The following is a 21,411-nucleotide window of genomic DNA, read 5'->3' as shown; positions in this document are numbered from 1 at the left end:
TTGACTTAATTAAAAATAATTTTCTATCAAAATTGGAAAAAAATCAAATAATTGAAATTAATGATGCTTTTGATCAGTGGCAAGTTATATTAAATAATTTGGAAGATGAAAAAATTCAAGAAAGATTTCTTAGGCATTATTACAATGCATTTAAATACAATCCAGAGATATCAATTAAAGGAATACCAAAAGCGACAAAATCTAATTTGATAAATATTTATGAAAAATTAATTGATAGAAACCCTCAGATAATATTTGAAGATTTGATTGAAAAATCTGGTTATTATAATGCACTAATTGATCCCGAAAACTCAGATAATGGATTAAAACAAAATCTTAGAGATTTATTAAATATTAATGGTGCTCCATCATATCAATTATTACTATACCTTTTTTCTAAAAAAATAGACAATATTGTATTGAATAACGTAGTTGAATTTCTAGTAAAATATTTTGTTAGAAGAAACTTAACTGATTTTCCAAATACTAGAGATTTAGATTCAATCTTCATGAATTTAATAACGGATTTAGAATCTGATGGAATAACTTTAGAAAAAATAGAAACCAATCTTATTAAACCTGGTAGGTATTCAACATTTGAGACCTTCAAACAAGAATTAGAAAAAGATATTTATGAGAATAATGTTGGGGTAACGCGGTTTATATTGTCTAAAATTGAAGAAACAAATAGCAAAACCAAAGAAATTTATACTAATTTTTGGAAAAGGGATAATAAAGGTAATTTTATTTGGACGATTGAACATATCTTTCCACAGGGTAAAAATATTACCAAAGATTGGACGAATATGATCGCAAATGGTAATGAAAAAGAAGCGAAAAAAATACAAGAAGAAATAGTTCATACTCTAGGAAACTTAACCCTCACAGGATATAATTCAAAATTATCAAATATGTCCTTTAAAGATAAAAGGGATAGGATCGATAAACAAGGGAGATATGTAGGTTATAAAAATGGGTTATATCTTAATAAAATTTTAACAGAAAAAGAAAGTTGGAATAAAGATTTGATAATAGGAAGGTCAAACATTTTAATTGAAAACGCATTGGGAATTTTTAAATTTAAAGAAGAATAAATTAGAGTATATCTAAGAATCATGTTCTTTGTTTTTAACCCTTCTTAAGCACCCATCCCACTTACTTCCAGAACCTGGAGCACTAATCATATAATTATTTTAATTTCTTTTTTTTTCTTTTTTTTTTGTTTTTTTTATTGTTGTTTTTTTATTGTTTTTTTATTGTTTTTTTATTTTTTAATCATCCCATTTGGGGCAGTAGAACTTATAACCGCAATTTCTACAAGGATAATCTTCAATTACAGGTGTAAAAGTATGCTCATAATCAGTTATTATATCATTTACATATTTGAGTAATTTAGTTTTAATATCATTTATATTAAAATTAGTAATGCGCCCTTCAAATTCAACATCTCCATTTTCTTTTACAATTCCAGTAATAGGTTTATCACATTTAAGAAGTTCTAAAGTAATTTTTTTAGGTTTATATCCCATTTCAATTAAAGCAATTGCATAAAATCCTAATTGCATTGATCTTTCAATAAGAGGTATCTCTCTTTCTCCAGTTTTATAATCTATAATTTCAACTTCTTTTTTATCTAAATCTAAAAAGTCTATTCTATCTGCTTTTCCATAAAATCTAAAACCTTCTAATTCAAAAGACAAAGGAACTTCAACTTTTGAATTTTCATTATATTTGTTTTTATTTCTCTCCCAAAAAATAGTTACTAAATCTTTTGACTCATCTAAATCAATTCCTTTCCATTTTTCTTCTTTAGATAAATCTTCAGTAAGTTTAAAAAATTCTTCTTTAGATTTTAAATTTTGTTCAACTCCTTTTTCAAGAATTTCATGTATAAATGAACCTACAGTCGCATTTGAAAAATCAAAAGCGCCTCTTTCAGGCATTCTATACAATTTTTTAAATTCATATTTTTTAGGGCATTCAATATAAGTAATTATTGATGAAGGGTCAAATGTAAAAGAAGAAGGAGTAAATTTAAGTCCAGAAGAACAGGTTTCGCACATTTTAAGCTGTTCTTCCATTTCATCTTTATCAATTAATTTATTCAAATCAACTGATAAATCAACTATTCTTCCTTCTCTTATTGTATAATAATTAGCTAAACGTGACATTAATGAATCTAAATTGTCGCTATCCAACGCCTTAATAAATTGGTCTTTTAATTTATATTTAAATTGCTCATATTCAGACATTGGAGCTAAAAAATTAAATCTTTCTTCATTATCTATAATACATTCCATGTCTTGATTTTCTAAATATTCCATTTCATTAAGAAATATTGAAGCAGATGTAGAATCCTCATCTTTATTATAAGACATTGCATAAGTTAAAATTAATTCTTCTTTTGTTCTTGTTAATGCAACATAACACAATCTTCTTTCTTCTAATAATAAGCTGTCTTTTTCATATTCTTTTATTGCTTTTTCAATATTAACACCTGTAAAATTATTTAGATATTCTTTAATTGCAGGATTAAGTAATTTAGGTATTAAAGGCTCTCTAGGTGTTCTAGATATTGGAAATCTTTTATCTGCTAAGTTAGTTAATATTACTTTTTTAAATTGAAGTCCTTTTGTTGCATGTATAGTCATTAATCTTACTGCATCAATATCCTGAATTCTTGATGCGGGAATAGTTACTCCTAACTTATCTAAAATTTCAATATAATGAATAAATGAACTTAAATTTTTAGAATGAATATTATAATAATTTTCAGCTATTTCATAAAATCTTGTTAAATTCATTAATGCTTCAGTATTTTTAACATTTCTTTCATGTGTAAAAGAACGGCTTAAACCAGTAAATTCATAAATATCTAATAAAAGTTCTGGAAAGGGTTTATCTGCTGATTCTATTACTTTTTCTAAACCTGATATTACTTTTTGAATAATTCTTTTTCCATTTTCTGATAAATCAAGTTTAGTTAAATTATGTAAAACAGTATAATCAATTGACTCTCCTTTTTTCAAATATCTTCCTATTTTAATACAATCTTTTGGAGACATATTATTTCTTTTTGTAAATAAACACCACCATGACTGTTCTCCAGTTCCTGTTCTTTCTATTAGATTATCTATTATAGATAAATAAGCAACTGCTGTTTTAATTTCTGATTTTTCCATTAAATCTGTTTGACCAGCATATACAAAAATAATATTTTTTGCTTCAAGTGCTTTTTTAATAATTTTTGCTTGTAAATGTGTTCTACATAATACACAAATTTCTTTTAGGGGAGTTCCTTTTTTTATTTCTTCTTCTACTAATTCTGCAACTTTACATGCTTCTTCTTCTTTGTTTTTTAATTCAAATACTTTTACTTTTTCTCCTTCTCTATCATCTGCGTTTTCAATTAAAAAAGCAGTATCTTGAATTTCTTCAAAATTATTTTTAATTAATTTATAAGCAGACCTAAGAACTGTATTTGGAGATCTATGGCTTTTATTTAATTTAAAGATATCCTCTTTTTTTAATTCAAATTCTTTTTCAAAATGAGTAAAATTATCCATATATGCTCCCCTAAAAGCATATATAGATTGATTAGGGTCGCCAACAACTGTAATATTTTTATGGTCCTTTGCTAAAAATGAAATTAATTCAAATTGCAGTTTGTTTGTATCTTGAAATTCATCTATTAAAATGTATTTATATTTTTTAGCAATTCCTTCAGCACCAAATGTTTTAAACAATAAAATTACATTTGAATTAAGATCTGAATAATCTAAATAATTTTTTTCATTTTTCATTTGAATATATTTTTCCCAAGTTTCAGCAAAATTAAGATATTTATTATATTCTTGATATTTTTCTAAAAAAGTTTTAATTTCTTTTTTTCTTGTTAAAATATCTTTTCTTTGTTCTTTTGTGTATGAAGACTCTAAATAAATTAATTTAAGTTCCATATCTAACTTTTTAGCATATTCTTCTAAATTTTCAATATTTTTAAATTCTTTACCAATTTCATCAACATATCCTTTAATCTCATCTAATGTGATTCCAAAATCTTTAGCAGTAGACATTGATGATTCATATATACTTGCATTATATGCAGATGCTCCTAAATCTTTATATAAAAATACTTTAGCATCATTTGGAAGAAGTATTTCAAAATTATTTTCTATTCCTATTTTTTGTCCAAATTCTTTCAAAATATCTGCTGAAAAACCATGAAAAGTTCTTATTGTAATATCTGTTCTTTGTTTTAATTCTTTTTCAACTTCTTCTTTTAGATTATTTGTTGCTTCATTTGAAAATGTAAGACAAAGTATTTCAGAAGGATCATAAATATTGTTTTCAATTAAATAAGCTATTTTTTTAGTTAAGGTAAAGGTTTTTCCAGTTCCCGGTCCTGCAATTATCAAACATGAACCTTCTGTTTTTTCAACTGCTTTTTTTTGATTAATATTGAGCATTTTCTCTTTATTCATACTAAACATTTATTTAAACTATTTAAAAACCCTTGTTAAGAGTAGTTTTCCGGCTAAAAATAAGTTATTTCCTATGAAAATTTACTAAAATTAAACTCAAGTTTAATAAAAGTAATACTAAAATTAAACTACAGTTAAAGAATAGTAATATTTAAATACTTTCTTATTATTAAATAAGATATGGAATATATAGAAAGAGACCTTACCAATATATTTGAAAAATTAATTAACACATATAAAATAATAGCAGTAGTGGGGGCAAGACAAGCAGGTAAAACTACTTTTTTAAAAAATAAAATTAAAAAATATAAATCTTCATACATATTATTTGATGACCCAGATGCAAAGGAAATTTTTGAAGAAGATATTAAAAAATTTAAAATTCAATATCTCCAATCTTATGAAATATCTATTTTAGACGAAATTCAAAATTGTAAACAAGCAGGACAGAAATTAAAATATTTAGCAGACACAGGAGAAAAATTATGGATTACTTCCTCTTCTGAGATAGTATTAAGTAAAGAAATTCTATCATATTTAGTTGGAAGAGTTGCAATATTAAAATTATATCCTTTTTCTCTTAATGAATTTTTAAAAGCAAAAAATCAAAAAATAATTACACAACAGATATTATCAAGATCTATTTGGGAACATGCAACTTATGGAGGATATCCCCAAGTTATTATTAATGAGGATATTGAAGTAAAAAAAACTATTTTAAAAAATATATACGAAACAATGATTTTAAAAGATATTCGTAAAACTTGGAATATTGATGACTTACCAAAATTAGAAAAATTAGTTAAATATTTAGCTTTGAATAATGGAGAAATATGTGAATATCAAAATATTTCAAACAAATTGAATATTTCATATCAAACATTGATTAAATATTTAGATGCCTTAGAAAAAAGTTATCTAATTATTAAATTATCTCCTTATTTTACAAATAAAACAAAGGAAATAACAAAACAACCAAAAATATATTTTTTAGATACTGGATTGAGAAATGTAATTGCCAAAACTGATGAATTTGATGGATATATTTTTGAAAATTATATTTTGACTGAATTGATTAAATTAAATAAAGATGTAAAATACTGGAGAAACAAAACAGGTCAAGAAGTGGATTTTATAATAGAAAGTAAAAAAGGATTAATTGCTATTGAAGTAAAACAAACAGAAACAGAAATAAGTAAAAGTCTAAAAAGATTCATTGATGAATATAAACCTTATAAAACAATGATTGTATGTTATAAAGAACAAAAAAAGATCAAAAAATATAAAAATAATTTGGTTTTATTAACCAATACCTTAGATTTAATAAAGGAAATAAAAAAAATTAATTTTTAAAAGAATCTGTTAAATCATCAAATTCCATTTGAAAGTAATCTTCTCCTTCATCGATATTGACTATACAATTTCTTAATTTAGAGGTAGGATCAATTGTACTCATTTTACCAGTATAATAACATTCATCTGTATAAAATCTATAAAACACAAATTCTCTTCCTCTAAAATTTTCAACTATATTATTTAAATAACTTAATGCAATATTTCCATCTTTGGTTCTAATTGTTAAAGTACTTATTCTATCTTCCCATGTATTATCTGATCCCGTAGTACCAAAATAAAGAACATTTTCACGTTCTTTAGAAGAAAATTGGAATACTAAATCATAAAATTTAATTCCATCAAATACGTTTTGAGTTAAATATAATGTATCAAGACCGCTGTTAGATGACCAAAATCCCCCTGAAAAATCCTTTCTTGTTTCTTGAAGATTTTCTGTATTTATTTCATTTATCATAGGTGGTTCTTCAATATTCATTTGTTCTGTTTTAGGTTCTTCAAAATCTATTTCTTCATATATCTCTGGTTCCATTTCATGTCCTTCTTGATCCATATATTGTCCTTCTTGATTTTCTTCTATAAATATTTCTTCATTTTGTTCTTCTATATTCGCTTCTTGGTTTTCTCCTTCTATTCCTTCAGTTACTGGATATATTTCTTCTAAAATATCATCATAATCAAAAAAATCTGAAAAAATAATTGTTGAAAAACATAATAGTGTTAAAATAATTATACTATATTCTTTAAATTTCATTTTATCCCCTCCCATTAAAATTTTAATGTATTAACAAACAGAATCTTTTTATTTGTTAAGTACATTAAAAAAATGGTGATTTATTGGTAGAAGAAGAAAAATTAAGAAAAAGACCAAGCTCTTCATTTGGAAATACATCTGTAGAACTTCCTGGTGGGAAAAATGAAAATAGTTATAGGGGACCCCCAACTCATCCTTATGAAGAAGAAAAAATACAAAAAATTAAAGAAAAAATACAAAAAATAGAAAAAAAACCAGAACCTAAAAAAACACCCCAAAATAAAACAAATTCCAAAATAAATCCTAAAATAAATATTCAAAACTTATTACCTACAATAGCAGTTATTTTATCTTTAATAGCAATACTTTTAGTTTTAACAATATCCCCAATAGATAAAAATGAATTAAAAGGAATTGCAAGTGATTTAAGAGCTTTTGATCAAAAAGAATTTGAGGTAGAAATTCCAATAAACTCAAATTTATATTTTAATAATGCAATACCTTCAAATAAATTATTCAAGGGAATACAAACTGTTCCTGTATATTTTGAAATACCTGTATCACAAGTAATGCATGGAAAAGATATTAGAACAGGAATTCCGTTAGAAGTTCAAATTAATGAGACAATAATTGTAAGGGGAGATATATTAATTGATTTAAGCACCTCAAATATTTCATTAGAATTAAATGAACCAGCATCAGCACAAGGAACCTCTTTATCAAAAATAAAAATAAAAGATATATATGGAAATGAAATTACATCCATAGCAAATAGAATAGATAAATTAGCAGGAGATTAAAATGGCAATAAAATATAAGAGCACATTTGAAAATACTCAGCAATTAAATAATTTAAATTTTACTCAAACTCCAATAACAAAAGAATTTTATGAATTGATTGATAAAAAAGATTATATTAATGCATTGAAAATAATAAAAAATAACATATCAAAAAATCAACAAATGTGGGCAGAAATAGCTTTACAAATCACAGAAAATATAACTCCTTCTAATATACGCCTTGAATTTTTAAAAATTGGAGTAGAGAATTTAGATAAAAACGAATTTTATAAATACACAAATTTATTCAAAAAGATTATTAATGATAATTATGAATTTATTGAATCAAATTTACAAAATCACAATAATTGGATAACGCTACTACTTGAATCTGCTGTTTCGTTTGCATCAAACGCAGAATTTACAAATTCGGATTTTTTAATATCAGAAGCAGAAAATAATTTCGCTCAAAAAACAGAATTAAATAGTGCAAAAGAAAGAATAGATAAACATAGGATAGAATATCTAAGAACTTATGCAGATTTAAATAATATAGAAAAAATGACTGAAAACTATTCAAATATGATAGCTAGTGACTTAAAATTTTTAGATGAATTATATAAAGACACCAAAGAAGGAACAAAATTAGGTGGAAAAACAATGAGTTATTATATAACCACCCAATTAGAAGTTCTAGAAAAAAACATGGAAAAAGAATTTACTTCAATTACTAAAAATAAAAATCTAAGTTTAGAACAAAAAGAAGAAAAAATAAATAAACTATTAGAAAAATATATTGAAGATATAATAAAAATGCTTGAAAAAGAATATAAAGACGTTTTAATTGCAGCAAGAAGCGGGCAAGTAAAAAAAGAAGGACAAAAAATATGGAAATTCACTAAATCTTTATCATATAAAGTTCCTATTGCAACTTTACAAACATATTTAACATTAAGATATCCTTTTGTTTTAGGACCTATAACATATATGGAAATAAAAATGCAAAAAATGTATAAAAACCCAAAAGAATATATGAAAAAATTTTCAAATGCAATGGAACACCCAGTAAGAAATTGGGTAATGTTTGGAATATTAACCACAGGCGGGCTTATAGCACAAAAAAAACTTTATCCTTTATTTGGACCTAAAGTAATGGCAGGAACAAAAACAGCAGTCTCAACTTATTTCTCTTCAATAGCAACTGGCATAGTCATTGGTTCATTAGTGCATATTCATTTGAGAACAAGTGCAGCAAGAAGAGAAGGAACTATTCAAGCAAAGGATTTCAAAAATACAATAGGATTATTTTCAAATAGATTAGAAAAAAGTTTAGAAAAACAAAAAGATAAAACCAGAGAACAAATAATAGAAGAGCAAAGAATAAAACAAAGAAAAATTGAAGAGGAAGAAAAGAAAAAAAGAGAAACCCCAAGAGGAGGAATTCCAGGAAAAAAAGGGCCTGTTAGACTTTAACTATCTCATATCCAATAATATTAACTATTTTTCCTTTATCTAAAACACCAGTTATTTTAATTTTAATAATATCTCCTACCTCATTTTTCTCCTTTGAATTAACCACAAAATTAACTGCTTCATATACTCCATCTTTTTCTGAAGGTAAAATTGTTATTTCTAAATTTTGGGATATTTCAATATCCTCAACTATAGAACTTAAATAATCATATTCTTCACTATCAACTTTGATATTAGTTTTATTCCCTTCAAAAGTAACATTATACTTTTCACTTATTATATTCTGTTTTTCTGTGTCTTCAGTAGAAATATCAAATATAGTAGATTTAATTTTTTCAACTCGTGAATCAAGAATTAAAGTTGCTGAATACGGAACTAAATCAAAACCAGCCAATTGTAGCACTTTATTATCTTGAGCATATGCTGCAAATTCAATTAATATTGGATCTCCAATATTATAAATAGGAACAGTTTCAATACTTGCATATATTTCATCAGCATAATTCTCTCCTAATTGGTCTGGAAATTTTAGACTTACGCCAGTTCTTGTTGAATATCCTTTTTCTAATAATATATCTGAAGCTTCTTTAACATATTTACTATCTATATTAAATATAGTTTCATTTTTTGTAATATATGTTTCAGAATCATACCACCCTTTTTCTTTAAAATCTTCTCTTATCTCTTTTAGATTAGTTAAATCACCAGAAATTGCTAAATAACTTGAATAACTTGAAACAGTTACATTTGTTGTTCCTTGAATAACATATACTTCTCCATTCTGATTTGCAGTATCTGGGATAGTATCATCTCTCAAACTTTGTAAAAAAGAAATTCCAACCATTTGAAAAACAAAAAGTCCAATAATTGCTAATACAATTACTTTTAATATGTTTTTATCCATTTATATTCACCTTAAATTGATTTAATATGAAATATTTTTAAATCCATCATGGAGGTTTTAATATGGAAGAAAATGAATTAATACAAATAATATATACAACACAAGATGATGATACAAAAGATATTGTTGAGGAAAGAACTGAACCTTTACTTCTACAATTAAAAAATAGCAGTTTACCTGATAAGATTAAAGAAGGATTAAAAAATATGAAAGAAGGAGATGAAAAAGAAATTTTTGCTGAAAAACCTTTTGGAAATCGAGAAAAAGATTTAATCAATGTTGTTCCATTAAAACAATTCACTAAAAATAAAATTAACCCTTTTCCAGGTTTAATAGTGGATTTAGATGGGTACAAAGCACTAATAAAAGCAGTAAGTGGGGGAAGAGTAGTTGTAGATTTTAATCATTTATTAGCAGGTAGAAATTTAAGATATAAAATAAAATTATTAAAAATATTAAAAGAAAATAAAGATAAAATAATAGAATTAGCAAAATCACAAGATTTAGATGTGAATGTAGATATACAAGACAAAAAAGCAAATGTAAAATTAATAGATAAAGGAGATAAAGAAACATTTACAAGAAGAAAAAATACTTTATTTTTAGCATTAAAACAATTTGTACCTGATTTAGAAATTAAATTAGAGTAGATAAAATGTGGATAGATAAAATAAAGGACACAAAATATTATTCTTTAATTAAAGAAATGCAAAAAAAAGATGAGGAATTACTAAATGCAAAAGATGAAGATTCAATATTATATTCATCTGAATTAATTCCAAATTTAACATTTCCTTTATTTGAACCAAGAACTGCTTTTTCTACACCAGTAAAATATTTTCAAGATTTATTTATAAATGACGAAAAATGGCCTTTTGTTTGGAGACATAATTCAACAAGAGCAATAGGTTTTGAAAATGAATTTTGTTATTTAATATCAAAACACATATATCCTGATGAAACTTCTTTTTCACATTATTTATTTTTAAAATTAAATAAAAAAGAGATTAAAATAACAAAAAACGAAGACAATTCAATATGCCTTGGTTTTGAAGGAAACAAAGAAGTATATAATTATAAAACAAAGGAAAAAATTTATATAAAAATTCAATTTAATTTTATACAAAAACCATTTCATAAAACACAAATACAAAGGGCACAAAATACTGCGTTATATAAAAATACATATAGGGGAGGAAATATTATTCAAGCTGCTTCTAAATTTGAAGATTATATAATAACAGTCCCGCATTTTTCACCCCACCCTTATCTTCTTAATGAATATGAAAAACTAGGATTTACAAAACGTTCAGATATGCAAAAAGCTGTTTATGATTATTTAAAAGGAAAATTCTAAAACCAAAGGTTTATATATTTAAACATAATATATATAAATACACATAAATAATGGAGGTAATAAAATGGTAACAATGACATTAGCAGTACCTATTGAATTAAAACATAAAATGGAAGAATTTTCTGAAATAAATTGGTCAGAAGTAGCTAGACAAGCATTTAAACAAAAAATAAAAGATTTGGAATTTTTAGAAAAATTTAAAGAAGAAAGTACTATGAATGAAGAAGATGCTTTGAATTTAGGAAAAGAATTAAATAAAAAATTAGAAAAAAAATATAATTAGTGATTAAATGGAACTTGTAATAGATGCAAATATTTTGTTTGCAGCATTAATAAAAAATAATCTCACTTCAGAATTACTATTTAAAGATGAATTAGATTTATATGCTCCAGAATTTATCCTTAGTGAATTTAAAAAGTATAAAAACGAAATAAAAAAGAAAACCAATAGAACAGATTCAGAATTTGAAAAATTATTAGAAGTTTTCCAAAGAAGAACTGAACTTATACCTTGTGAGGAAATCAAACCATTCATTAAACAAGCAAAACAAATATGTCCGGATATTGGAGATATACAATATATTGCTCTAGCTTTAAAATTACGCTGTGCAATATGGTCAAACGATAAAGAATTAAAAAATCAAAAAATAGTTAAAGTCTATTCAACTTCTGAAATAATCAATTTATTTCCAAAATATAAAGAAATTTAATTTAAAATCTTATGTATCTTTTTAATTTCTCTTTAACTGTGGATAATTCTGCTTCTAAATAAATTGTTGTTCTTTCATCAACCATATCCTGTTCTTTTTTTCCAATTATCTTAAAACCAATATGTTGCATAAGGTTTAAACTATTGTTATTACCTTCCCAAGTTATAGCACTAACTTTAGATACTTTAATTGGAATACTATTTATCATTTCATTTATCAATTTAAATGCTAAAAAATCTTTAGTATTCCTATACTCTTTAGATATGTGTAGTAAATGAATATATAAAGTAAATTCATCTGTAAAAAATCCAGCAATTGTTCCTATAATTTGTTCATTTTTTCTGCAATAATGATTGGAAGGGTAATTTTTGCTTTTCATTTGAATTCAATATTTTCAATATAACAAGACTTTTTGAATTTTCTGTTATTGGTTTTGTTTCAATCGGTTTTTCAGATCTTTTTTCAGATCTTTGTTTTGACCCCTTTTATACATATTATCACATAAATTTAATTAATTTCTTTATTTATAAATCTTTCCTAACTTCATTTAAAAATAAGGGACAGATTTATAAATAAATTCCTTGTATATAAATTATATGCCAGAGAAAGAAGAGCTTAGAAAAGGAACACCTGATGCAAAAACATATTATCAAAAAGGAAATGTTTATTTTGAGAAAGCAAATTATGAAAAAGCAATTGAAAACTATAACATGGCCATTATTCTTAATCCTAATTTTTCAGAAGCATACTTTTCAAGAGGTTTAGCTTATTATAATCTAAAGGATTTTACAAAATCCATACGAGATTATACAAAATCAATGGAATTAGATCCAAATAATCCAGTTATATATAATAATAGAGGAGACGCATACTATAGAAAACAAGAATTTGATAATTCTATAAAAGACTATGATAAAGCATTAACTTTAAATCCAAGATATTTAAAAGCATATTATAATAGGGGATTAGCTTATGCATGTAAACAAAATTATGAAACAGCAATTGAAGATTTTAATAAAGTAATTGAATTAAATCCTAATTTTTCAGAAGCATACCATGTAAGAGGATTAGCTTATGACTATATGAATCAATTAGACAAAGCTTTAGAAGATTATGATAAAGCAATTGAATTAAATCCTAATTTTACTGAAGCAAAACAACATAGAGATCTAGCAAAAAGTAAATACGATGGGGGAGATTATGCCTCATCTTCAATAGGCGGTCCTGGAGGAGAAAAAGGAAAGGGAGTAAATGCAGTTAAATTATTAGAAAAACCAGATATGAGTTTTGATGATGTTGCTGGAATGGATAAATTAAAAGAAACAATAAGGGAGAATATTGTTTATCCTATGTTAAAACCGGACTTAGCAAGAAAATATGGCAGATTAGGTGGCGGGGGTTTAATGCTTTACGGCCCTCCAGGTTGTGGTAAAACTTTTATTTTAAAAGCAGCAGCTGGAGAATGTAAATCCTCATTTATGAATGTAAAATTATCAGATGTTTTAGACCAATATGTTGGGGGAACAGAAAAAAATATACATAACATTTTTGAAACAGCGAGAAAAAATGCCCCTTGTATTTTATTTGTAGACGAAATAGATGCACTAGGGGGGCGAAGAGATAAAATGGGAGAAAGCGGACAATATATGAAAGCAGCTGTTAATCAATTATTATATGAAATGGATGGTGTAGAAGCAAATAATGAAGATGTTTTAGTAATTGGGGCTACAAACGCACCTTGGGATGTTGATCCAGCACTAAGAAGATCTGGAAGATTAGGTAAAACAATATATGTTGGAGAACCAGATTTCACTTCACGAAAAGCAATTTTAAAAATTCATTCTAAAAAAAGGCCAATGGGAAAAGTAATAGGTTGGAATAGATTAGCAATTGCAACTTATGGATATGCATCTGCTGATTTGAAAGCAATAGTTGATGATGCAGCTGCAATTCCATGGAGAGAAGCATTCCATAAAGGAAATGAGAGAAACGTTACTATGACTGATTTTTTAAAAGCAATTAAAAAGAAAAAATCTTCTTTGCCTCCTTGGTATGCACAAGCCAACAAACAAATAGGACAACAAGAAGAAAAATCAATAGTTGATGGAAAAGAACATTTAAAAATTACTGAAAGTAAAATGGGCCCGGCAGAAAAAGCAGCATTCAAAGAATTGCTAGATGTAATTAAGAAAAACAATAAATGGTACTATAAAATATACAGATTTGTTGTTAAATATTTTGGATTATATTTTCCAATTCCAGTATAAGAGGGATTAGATGAAATCAAAAAATGTATTAATCTTTTTTTTATTATTTCTTGTACTTCCCATTTTAAATTCCTCGGTTTTGAATATTCCTTCAAACCAATTAAATAATGATTTAAATGCTTCAATAATAATTGAACAAAAACAATTAGAAAACTCTTTAGAAGAAATTAAGATTTTTGCAGAAATTGTAAATCCATCTGAAAAACGTTTTGTATTATATTTATTAAAAGAAGAAAACGGAATTTACAAACCCCTACAAACAATGGGTATTGTTGATGCAAATTCAATTGTTGAATTAAATATTTCAATAAAATTAGAATATTCCGGTATAACAAGTAAACATACAAATTATGCATTAGCTTTATCAGATGAAGAAGATACAATTATAAGTAAAAGTTTTATTCTTTTTGAAGATTGGTCTTTATATGAATCAAATATTGCTGAATCAATTGCAAAAGCACATATTTTATTAGTACCTGCAATATCACTTGTTTCTATATTAATTATTATGATTTTAATTGAATCTGCATTTAATAGACATATAGGTGGATTATTAATAAATGAATACACTTTGCACTCTTTATTTTTTCCAAAATTAAAAGGAAGACCATACGAAGAAAAACTTGCAGATATCATACTTAATCCATTATTCTGGATTTTTGAAATATTATTAATAGGCATCTTATTTTATTCAATTTTAACTTCAAATATAGATAAATTAGGTACGGATATAGGACTTCAGGTATTTATAATTTCTGGATTAGCTGCATTTTTATTTCCTTTAATATATCTTGGATTAGCTTGGTTTTTAGAAATGAAACCTTTAAGATTTTTATGGTCTCTTTTTGTCTTTGGAACTGTATCAGCATTATTTGCATTTATATTAAATACTTTTTTTGGAAATTTAATTATATCTACATTTTTCTCTTCATTAGCAAGCGGTTCATTAATAATGATAAGTGCTGCTTTAATAGCTCCAATAATTGAAGAATTTGTAAAAGCAATAGGGTTATTTATAATGTCAGGACATCATGAATTTGATGACGCACTTGCTGGATTATTTTTTGGTTTTGTTATTGGAGTAGGATTTTCATTTGTAGAAAACTGGTATTATTTTAGCTCAAAAACAAATCCCTTTGAAATTGGTTTTTTTGCATGGATACAATTAATTATATATAGATCTTTCTTTAATTCATTAGCACATGGTTCAATAACTGGAACAGCTGGTGCATTAATCGGATTTTTAAAATCTTATACCCCTGTAAGAAAATATCTTAGACTTGGATTTATAGCTTGTTTATTAATTGCTATTCCTTTACATTCTTTATTTAATATAACTGCTTTATTAGATGGAAATATAAAAACAGTGGAAGTATCTCTTGGATTGCCATTTATATTTAATCCTATATATGTTGTATTTTTAACTGTGATATTCGTTTCGATTTATCTTTTTTCTTCAAATGAAAGGATTAGAAAACTGGTGGCAAAAACATGATAAAGGAATTAAAAAATAAAAAATGTGTTATTACTTTTCATACAAATTCAGATATAGACGCAGTTTCCTCAGCTTATGCTCTTCAAAATGTATTAGGAAAAAATGTAAAAATTGCACATTTTGGAAGAATTGATTATGATGCTAAAATGCTGATTAAAATATATAATAAAGAAATTAAAAATTGGGAAGAAATAACTGATTTTGATTATCTTATTGTACTAGACGGGCAAAATACATCTATGTTTCCCCATATGGAAAATAAAATTGCAGATTTATTAATTGACCACCATAATTCTGCAAATGTTAAAATAAAATCTAAAAAACAAATAATAAAACCAGATGCTATTTCTACTACTGAAATTCTATATGAACTTTTTAAAAAAGAAAATATTCATATTAATTCAGAAACCGCAGAACTATTACTTTGCGGAATAATATCAGATTCATTAAGATATAAAGAAGTTTCAAAAAATACTTTTGCATTTTCAAACGAATTAAGAAAAAAAATAAAAAAAACATACGAACAATTAATTGAAATATCTTTACCTAGATTACCAAAAGAAGAGTGCATTGGATTTTTTCAATCTGCTAAAACATTTAAATATGAAATAGTAAATGAAATGATAATTGCAATTGCAATAGGTCCTTCATATACTGGAGAGATATCAACTGTATTAAGTGAAACAGTAGCTGATGTTGTATTTGTAATCTCACCAAAAGAACATAATTCAATTTTAAAATTATCAGGAAGAACTTGGGTTGGTTGCGGTGTTGATTTAACAAAAGTTCTTGAAAAATTAGGAAAAAAATTCAATGGAATAGGTGGGGGGCATCCATATGCTGCAGGTATGGATTTTAAAATAACTCCTAAAGAAATAAATACCAAACAAGAAGAAATATTAAATGAATGTATATTACTATCAAAAGAAGAGATAATAAATAAAGGGATAATAAAGAAAAAATAATAAAAATATACTATAAAAATATTATAAAATATATCATGAAAATATAATAAAGAAATAAAAACACTTTCATTTGTAATTTATTGGTGTTAATATGGCAATAGAAAAAACAATTCAAGATAAAAATGAAAAATTAGAAAAAATTCAAAAACTTGGAATTAATCCATATGCTTATTCTTTTGATCCAAATACAAAAACAATTGAACTACATAAAAAATACGATGATTCTTTAAACCCAGAAGAAAAAACAAATGATAATGTAAAAATAGCTGGAAGACTAATGACTGTAAGAAGATTTGGAAAATTAGTTTTTTTAGATTTAGATGACGGCTATGGAAAAATACAATTATGTGCTAAACAAGATGAAATGCAAGATTCTTTTGATTTAATTGATTTATTAGATAGGGGAGATTTTGCAGGTGCTGAAGGAATTGTATTTAAAACAAAAAAAGGAGAACTATCAATTTTAGTAAAAAATATTACACTTTTAACAAAATCCCTTGCTTTATTACCTGATAAATGGGCAGGATTAAAAGATATAGATGATAGATTTAGAAATAGGCACGTAGATTTAATTATAAATCCAGAAACAAGAAATATTTTTATAAAAAGAGCAGAAATAATCTCATTTATTAGAGAATTTTTAGATAAAAAAGAATTTTTAGAAGTTGAAACCCCAACTTTACAGCCAGTTTATGGTGGTGCAAGTGCTAGACCATTTAAAACAATTTCACATGCATGGAAATCTGAATTTTATCTATCTATCTCTCCAGAATTATATCTAAAGCGTTTGTTAATTGGGGGGTTCCAAAGAGTTTATACAATATGTAAAAACTTTAGAAATGAAGATGTTGATAGAACACACAATCCAGAATTTACAATGGTTGAATGTTATGCTGCATATTGGGATTATAATGATGTTATGAATTTAGTTGAAGAATTATATGAAAAATTAGCAATATGTTTAAATAAAAGTACAAAAATTATGTACCAGAATCAAGAAATTGATTTTAAGAGACCTTGGAAAAGGATTACTATGAAAGAAGCTCTTAAACAATATGCAAAACTTGATGTTGATTCATTAAATGATAAACAACTACAAGAATTATTAGAAAAAAACAAGATTGAACTTGATGAATATAAAAGAGGCTTAGCAATTGCTGAATTATTTGATAAACTATGTGAATCTTATTTGATACAGCCTACTTTTGTATATGATTATCCAAAAGAAACAATAGGTTTATGTAAATTAAAACGTGGAAATCCAGAACTTATTGAAAGATTTGAATATTTTATTAATGGTAAAGAACAAGGAAACGCATATTCAGAGTTAACAGATTCAAAATTACAAGAAAAATTCTTTATTGAACAAAAGAATCAAGGAAAAATGAAAGGTGAAGAACAGCCAGTAGATACTGACTTTATAAATTCCTTAGAATATGGTATGCCTCCTGCCGGGGGAGTGGGGATAGGAATTGATAGAATAATAATGCTTTTCACAAATAGTCCATCAATAAGAGAAGTAATCTTATTTCCTCAATTAAAACCAAAAGATCAGAATAGAAATGAAGAGAATTCTGTGCAATAAGTTTACTCAAAATACGTTCAAATGTATAGGTATAAGACTATTTCTATTTTGTTTAGTTGATTTGATAATACATTAATGATAAATACAGCTTTTTTTAATAAAAACTCCATAAAAAAAGAAAGATTTATAAAGGTTTGCGCATATAAAATGTATACAAAAGATTTATAAAGCTAATGCTTATTTTAAAATAATTGTGGAGTAGAGGTGAATAAATGGCAAAAAAATGTCCAAATTGTGGTGCAGAAGAATTTGTACGTGATTATGAAAGAGGAGAACTTATTTGTAAAAAATGCGGTTGTGTAGTTAAAGACGAAATCGCAGATGAAGGTCCAGAATGGAGAGCTTTTGATTCTCAACAAAAAAATCAAAGAGCAAGAGGAGGAGCTCCAATCAAATATATGAGACCAAATAAAGGTTTAGTTACTGAAATCGACCAATATAATAGAGATATTAGGGGTGCTAAAATATCACCTAAAAAACAAGCTCAATTGCATAGAATTAGAAAATGGCATAAAAGAGCTTCTATTGCATCATCAATGGAAAGAAATTTAGCCATAGCTTTAGGTGAATTAGATAGAATTGCTTCATATTTAGGCTTATCAGACAGTACAAGAGAAAGCGCTGCCTTATTATATAGAAAATGCGTTAAAGCTGAATTAATTAGAGGAAGATTAATTGAAAGTGTAGTAGCAGCAGTTATATATGCAACATGCAGATTACAAGAAATACCAAGAACCTTAGATGAAATAGCAAGAGTTGCTGGTCTTGAAAAAAAGGAAATAGGCAGAGCTTATAGATTTATAAGGAGAGAATTAGATTTAAGTGTACCATTAACAAATCCAGGAAGTTATGTACCTAAATTCTGTGCTTCCTTAAAATTAAGCGGAAAAGTACAAGAAAGATCTATTCAAATCTTAAAAAAAGCAGTTAAAAAAGGCTTAATATCTGGAAGAGGACCTACTGGAGTAGCAGCAGCAGCTGTTTATATAGCAAGCGCAATGTATGGTGAAAGAAGAACACAAAAAGAAGTTGCAGATGTAGCAGGAGTAACCGAAGTAACTATAAGAAACAGATATAGAGAGCTTAAAAAAGAATTAAAGATAAAAGTAGAACTTTAATCTCTTTTTTTATTTTCTTGTTTTTTCATATTTTTTCTTTTTTTATATTTTTTAATTACTCTTAATTTTATTTTTTAAAAACATCTGTCTTTATAATAAAAATCTTCACAACTATTTATATAAGATCTATAATACCTTAAAGCGCTTTTTGCATTTCCATTTATTGTATCTCTTACTCCAGGTGAACCAAGATAATTTTCTAAATTATAAGAAGAACCTGAAGATAAATAAGTATCTATAAATCTATTACAATAATAACCAGAATTCTGCCCAGAACTTTTGACAGAATAATAATCATGATAAGCTAAAACCATTAAAGCCCAGGAAGCTGATTTCTCATTAATATTCAATAAATCCCAGGAATTATCTATTTTATATTTACATTCTTTATATGAAGCATAAAATTTTTCAACTTCAATATTACTTACCCCAGAATTAACATCATTAAGAGCCAAAACAGAATAAGTATCTAAATCGTAAATATCTGCATAACTAGTTAAATCAACAGTATCTCTGTCTTTAAAAATATTACATTGAACAACTGGAGTTTGAGAGCCTATAAGAACATCTACACTTCCAGAAGATTTTTTTAATACTCCACAAACAAAGCATGGAGAACATTTATTAAAATCTTCTGAAGAATCAAAACTAAAAGATAAATCTCCTTTTGTGTATAACTCTTCGTAATGAGAATCATAAAATGAGTAATTAAGATCTGAAATATTTCTTTCATTTCCATCTAATAAATATTCATCTGGTACAAACCATTGTATATTAACTAAACCTAAACAATCATTGCTATATCCGCCAGTATCAGAAAAAACTAAAGGAGAATGAGAACCTGAATTTATATATCCCCAAGTATTAACCATCCATACTTTAAATGCTAATTCTTTTGTTCTCTGTAATAAAGAATATTCTTCTGTATTGCATAATTCATTAGCATTTGAATTAACTAACATGTAGGATGGATTACCTTGCTGTACTGCTAAATATCCTGCATGTGTTAAAAAAGGAATTTCACGCATTAAAAGTTCATAAGTATTTGCAATATCAGTATCAAACCAATAACAAGAACTATCATAATTTTCTCCTTTTTTACCTGCAAAAGAAAAAACTATAGAAGGTTTTGAATATAATTTTAAATTAGATAATCCTCTTTCAAAAATTTTTACTAAAACATAATTTTCATTGCATTTATCAAAATCATTAAAAATAATATCCTCTGCAATTAAATCAACACAATATTCATGTTTTTTAATATTTGGATCTGAATCTAAATTATAATATTTATTTTGACATCCTTCTCCAACAATATCTGGATGATCCCCATTAATAACTATATTTAAAAATTCTGTTCTATTTTCTTTTGGTGGGTCTATTGCAATTAAAACTTCTGGGAATTGTTCTTTTAATAAACGAGCTTCCCAATAAACATATTGAGCATCAGATATATTTGCTCCTGCTTCTAAAACAATTATCACTGGACCTATTGATTCTCCATCTTTATTTTTAAAAGAGGTATTTATCAAACGCTCTAATTCAGTTAATCTCCCAACTCTAAGTGGATTATAAGTATAAGAAAGATCAGCTTCTCCTTTTGGAATAACAATCATAGGAATTTGGCCTTTTTCAAGCATGCACTCTAATCTTGCTCTTTCAGGAAATGGATATAATGTATCATCTGAATTTGAAATCAACCATTTTTGGTGCATAGTATTAGAGCAGTTTGTATAGTAATCAGCATATATTCCTTCTAAAAACGATGAACCAGTACCAATTCTAAAAAAATCATACTCACCATTAATTTCATCTTTTCTTTTTTCTAATAAATAACTATTAGTATTAACTTCTGGTGCTTTATCTTTTGTGGCATATCCTCTCACTATATAACATTCTCCCCCCTTGAGGGCTTTATCAGTCCAAGGTAAAGAAATTCCTAAAATTTGGCTGCTTTCATTTTTACATATAAATGAAATGCACACTCCGGAGTCGACACAAAAATCTTCTAATAAGTTTGAATAATTTGTTTGATTTGGAGCAAGACCCATTTGAGAACCATTTAAATCATATAATACATCTCTATTTGCACCAGTAGTATTGTAAAGTATATCACTTCTTCCTACACAACCAAATATTAAAAAAACAATAAGGATAATTCCAATA

The 21,411-nt window shown here is 25.9% G+C and carries 18 protein-coding genes; 13 read left to right on the top strand and 5 right to left on the bottom strand.

The annotated features are described in order from the left end of the window. The coding region (locus tag WC356_04985; protein ID MFA5382500.1) for an HNH endonuclease family protein at positions 1 to 1,094 on the top strand (1,094 nt) is incomplete at its 5' end. A gap of 177 nt (positions 1,095 to 1,271) precedes the next feature. On the opposite strand, the gene WC356_04980 is transcribed toward WC356_04985, so the two are convergent. Next, positions 1,272 to 4,484 (bottom strand): ATP-dependent DNA helicase, encoded by a 3,213-nt coding sequence (locus WC356_04980; protein MFA5382499.1) that lies wholly within the window; start codon positions 4,482 to 4,484, stop codon positions 1,272 to 1,274. Positions 4,485 to 4,664: 180 nt separating this feature from the next. Between WC356_04980 and WC356_04975 the strand changes: the two genes are divergently transcribed. Further along, positions 4,665 to 5,837 carry an ATP-binding protein gene (locus WC356_04975; GenBank protein MFA5382498.1) on the top strand — a complete coding sequence of 391 codons (1,173 nt, stop codon included), beginning with the start codon at positions 4,665 to 4,667 and terminating at the stop codon, positions 5,835 to 5,837. Here the strand turns inward: WC356_04975 and WC356_04970 are convergent. Beyond that, positions 5,827 to 6,591 (bottom strand): hypothetical protein, encoded by a 765-nt coding sequence (locus WC356_04970; protein MFA5382497.1) that lies wholly within the window; start codon positions 6,589 to 6,591, stop codon positions 5,827 to 5,829. The genes WC356_04975 and WC356_04970 overlap by 11 nt on opposite strands. A gap of 83 nt (positions 6,592 to 6,674) precedes the next feature. On the opposite strand from WC356_04970, the gene WC356_04965 reads away from it, so the two are divergent. Both WC356_04965 and WC356_04960 read left to right on the top strand, forming a co-directional pair. Next, positions 6,675 to 7,391, top strand: a complete 717-nt coding sequence (locus tag WC356_04965) for a hypothetical protein (GenBank protein MFA5382496.1) — start codon at positions 6,675 to 6,677, stop codon at positions 7,389 to 7,391. Position 7,392: 1 nt separating this feature from the next. Then, on the top strand, positions 7,393 to 8,844 hold the full coding sequence (locus WC356_04960) for a hypothetical protein (GenBank protein ID MFA5382495.1): 1,452 nt from the start codon (positions 7,393 to 7,395) through the stop codon (positions 8,842 to 8,844). Here WC356_04960 and WC356_04955 read toward each other — a convergent pair. Then, complete coding sequence (locus WC356_04955) at positions 8,834 to 9,748, bottom strand: hypothetical protein (GenBank protein MFA5382494.1); 915 nt, start codon at positions 9,746 to 9,748, stop codon at positions 8,834 to 8,836. The genes WC356_04960 and WC356_04955 overlap by 11 nt on opposite strands. Before the next feature lie 62 nt (positions 9,749 to 9,810). On the opposite strand from WC356_04955, the gene WC356_04950 reads away from it, so the two are divergent. The 4 genes from WC356_04950 to WC356_04935 all read left to right on the top strand — a co-directional run bounded on the left by WC356_04950 (position 9,811) and on the right by WC356_04935 (position 11,815). Continuing rightward, positions 9,811 to 10,398, top strand: coding sequence for a hypothetical protein (locus WC356_04950; GenBank protein ID MFA5382493.1), 588 nt, complete (start codon positions 9,811 to 9,813; stop codon positions 10,396 to 10,398). A gap of 5 nt (positions 10,399 to 10,403) precedes the next feature. Further along, complete coding sequence (locus WC356_04945; GenBank protein MFA5382492.1) at positions 10,404 to 11,105, top strand: hypothetical protein; 702 nt, start codon at positions 10,404 to 10,406, stop codon at positions 11,103 to 11,105. Positions 11,106 to 11,169: 64 nt separating this feature from the next. Continuing rightward, positions 11,170 to 11,388, top strand: coding sequence for a hypothetical protein (locus tag WC356_04940; protein MFA5382491.1), 219 nt, complete (start codon positions 11,170 to 11,172; stop codon positions 11,386 to 11,388). A 7-nt stretch (positions 11,389 to 11,395) separates the two neighbouring features. Then, a complete protein-coding gene (locus WC356_04935) occupies positions 11,396 to 11,815 on the top strand; it encodes a PIN domain-containing protein (GenBank protein MFA5382490.1) in 420 nt (139 codons plus the stop codon). Between the two features lies 1 nt (position 11,816). Here WC356_04935 and WC356_04930 read toward each other — a convergent pair whose 3' ends face one another. After that, entirely contained in the window at positions 11,817 to 12,194 is a 378-nt protein-coding gene (locus WC356_04930; GenBank protein MFA5382489.1) for a GNAT family N-acetyltransferase, read from the bottom strand. 217 nt (positions 12,195 to 12,411) lie between these two features. On the opposite strand from WC356_04930, the gene WC356_04925 reads away from it, so the two are divergent. From WC356_04925 to WC356_04905, 5 genes are all read left to right on the top strand, one after another. Continuing rightward, a complete protein-coding gene (locus tag WC356_04925; protein ID MFA5382488.1) occupies positions 12,412 to 14,082 on the top strand; it encodes an AAA family ATPase in 1,671 nt (556 codons plus the stop codon). Between the two features lie 10 nt (positions 14,083 to 14,092). After that, complete coding sequence (locus WC356_04920; GenBank protein MFA5382487.1) at positions 14,093 to 15,577, top strand: PrsW family intramembrane metalloprotease; 1,485 nt, start codon at positions 14,093 to 14,095, stop codon at positions 15,575 to 15,577. Continuing rightward, positions 15,574 to 16,542 (top strand): DHH family phosphoesterase, encoded by a 969-nt coding sequence (locus WC356_04915; GenBank protein MFA5382486.1) that lies wholly within the window; start codon positions 15,574 to 15,576, stop codon positions 16,540 to 16,542. Before WC356_04920 ends, WC356_04915 begins: the two co-directional genes overlap by 4 nt. Before the next feature lie 91 nt (positions 16,543 to 16,633). Further along, positions 16,634 to 18,127: a lysine--tRNA ligase gene (lysS, locus tag WC356_04910; protein MFA5382485.1), complete on the top strand. Its 1,494-nt coding sequence runs from the start codon at positions 16,634 to 16,636 to the stop codon at positions 18,125 to 18,127. A gap of 212 nt (positions 18,128 to 18,339) precedes the next feature. Next, entirely contained in the window at positions 18,340 to 19,245 is a 906-nt protein-coding gene (locus WC356_04905; protein MFA5382484.1) for a transcription initiation factor IIB, read from the top strand. Positions 19,246 to 19,319: 74 nt separating this feature from the next. Here the strand turns inward: WC356_04905 and WC356_04900 are convergent. Continuing rightward, positions 19,320 to 21,411, bottom strand: a 2,092-nt coding sequence (locus tag WC356_04900) for a hypothetical protein (protein MFA5382483.1), incomplete at its 5' end; no start/stop codon positions are given.

Source organism: Candidatus Micrarchaeia archaeon (assembly GCA_041653315.1).
In the GTDB taxonomy this organism is placed as follows: Archaea; Micrarchaeota; Micrarchaeia; order Anstonellales; family JAHKLY01; genus JAHKLY01.
This window is presented reverse-complemented; position numbering and strand designations above follow the sequence as displayed.

Excerpts from the sequence above, each read along its gene's own strand:
- WC356_04980 (MFA5382499.1), bottom strand. The coding sequence starts at position 4,484 with ATGAATAAAGAGAAAATGCTCAATATTAATCAAAAAAAAGCAGTTGAA.
- WC356_04975 (MFA5382498.1), top strand. The coding sequence starts at position 4,665 with ATGGAATATATAGAAAGAGACCTTACCAATATATTTGAAAAATTAATT.
- WC356_04970 (MFA5382497.1), bottom strand. The coding sequence starts at position 6,591 with ATGAAATTTAAAGAATATAGTATAATTATTTTAACACTATTATGTTTT.
- WC356_04960 (MFA5382495.1), top strand. The coding sequence starts at position 7,393 with ATGGCAATAAAATATAAGAGCACATTTGAAAATACTCAGCAATTAAAT.
- WC356_04955 (MFA5382494.1), bottom strand. The coding sequence starts at position 9,748 with ATGGATAAAAACATATTAAAAGTAATTGTATTAGCAATTATTGGACTT.
- WC356_04950 (MFA5382493.1), top strand. The coding sequence starts at position 9,811 with ATGGAAGAAAATGAATTAATACAAATAATATATACAACACAAGATGAT.
- WC356_04945 (MFA5382492.1), top strand. The coding sequence starts at position 10,404 with ATGTGGATAGATAAAATAAAGGACACAAAATATTATTCTTTAATTAAA.
- WC356_04940 (MFA5382491.1), top strand. The coding sequence starts at position 11,170 with ATGGTAACAATGACATTAGCAGTACCTATTGAATTAAAACATAAAATG.
- WC356_04935 (MFA5382490.1), top strand. The coding sequence starts at position 11,396 with ATGGAACTTGTAATAGATGCAAATATTTTGTTTGCAGCATTAATAAAA.
- WC356_04930 (MFA5382489.1), bottom strand. The coding sequence starts at position 12,194 with ATGAAAAGCAAAAATTACCCTTCCAATCATTATTGCAGAAAAAATGAA.
- WC356_04925 (MFA5382488.1), top strand. The coding sequence starts at position 12,412 with ATGCCAGAGAAAGAAGAGCTTAGAAAAGGAACACCTGATGCAAAAACA.
- WC356_04920 (MFA5382487.1), top strand. The coding sequence starts at position 14,093 with ATGAAATCAAAAAATGTATTAATCTTTTTTTTATTATTTCTTGTACTT.
- WC356_04915 (MFA5382486.1), top strand. The coding sequence starts at position 15,574 with ATGATAAAGGAATTAAAAAATAAAAAATGTGTTATTACTTTTCATACA.
- lysS (MFA5382485.1), top strand. The coding sequence starts at position 16,634 with ATGGCAATAGAAAAAACAATTCAAGATAAAAATGAAAAATTAGAAAAA.
- WC356_04905 (MFA5382484.1), top strand. The coding sequence starts at position 18,340 with ATGGCAAAAAAATGTCCAAATTGTGGTGCAGAAGAATTTGTACGTGAT.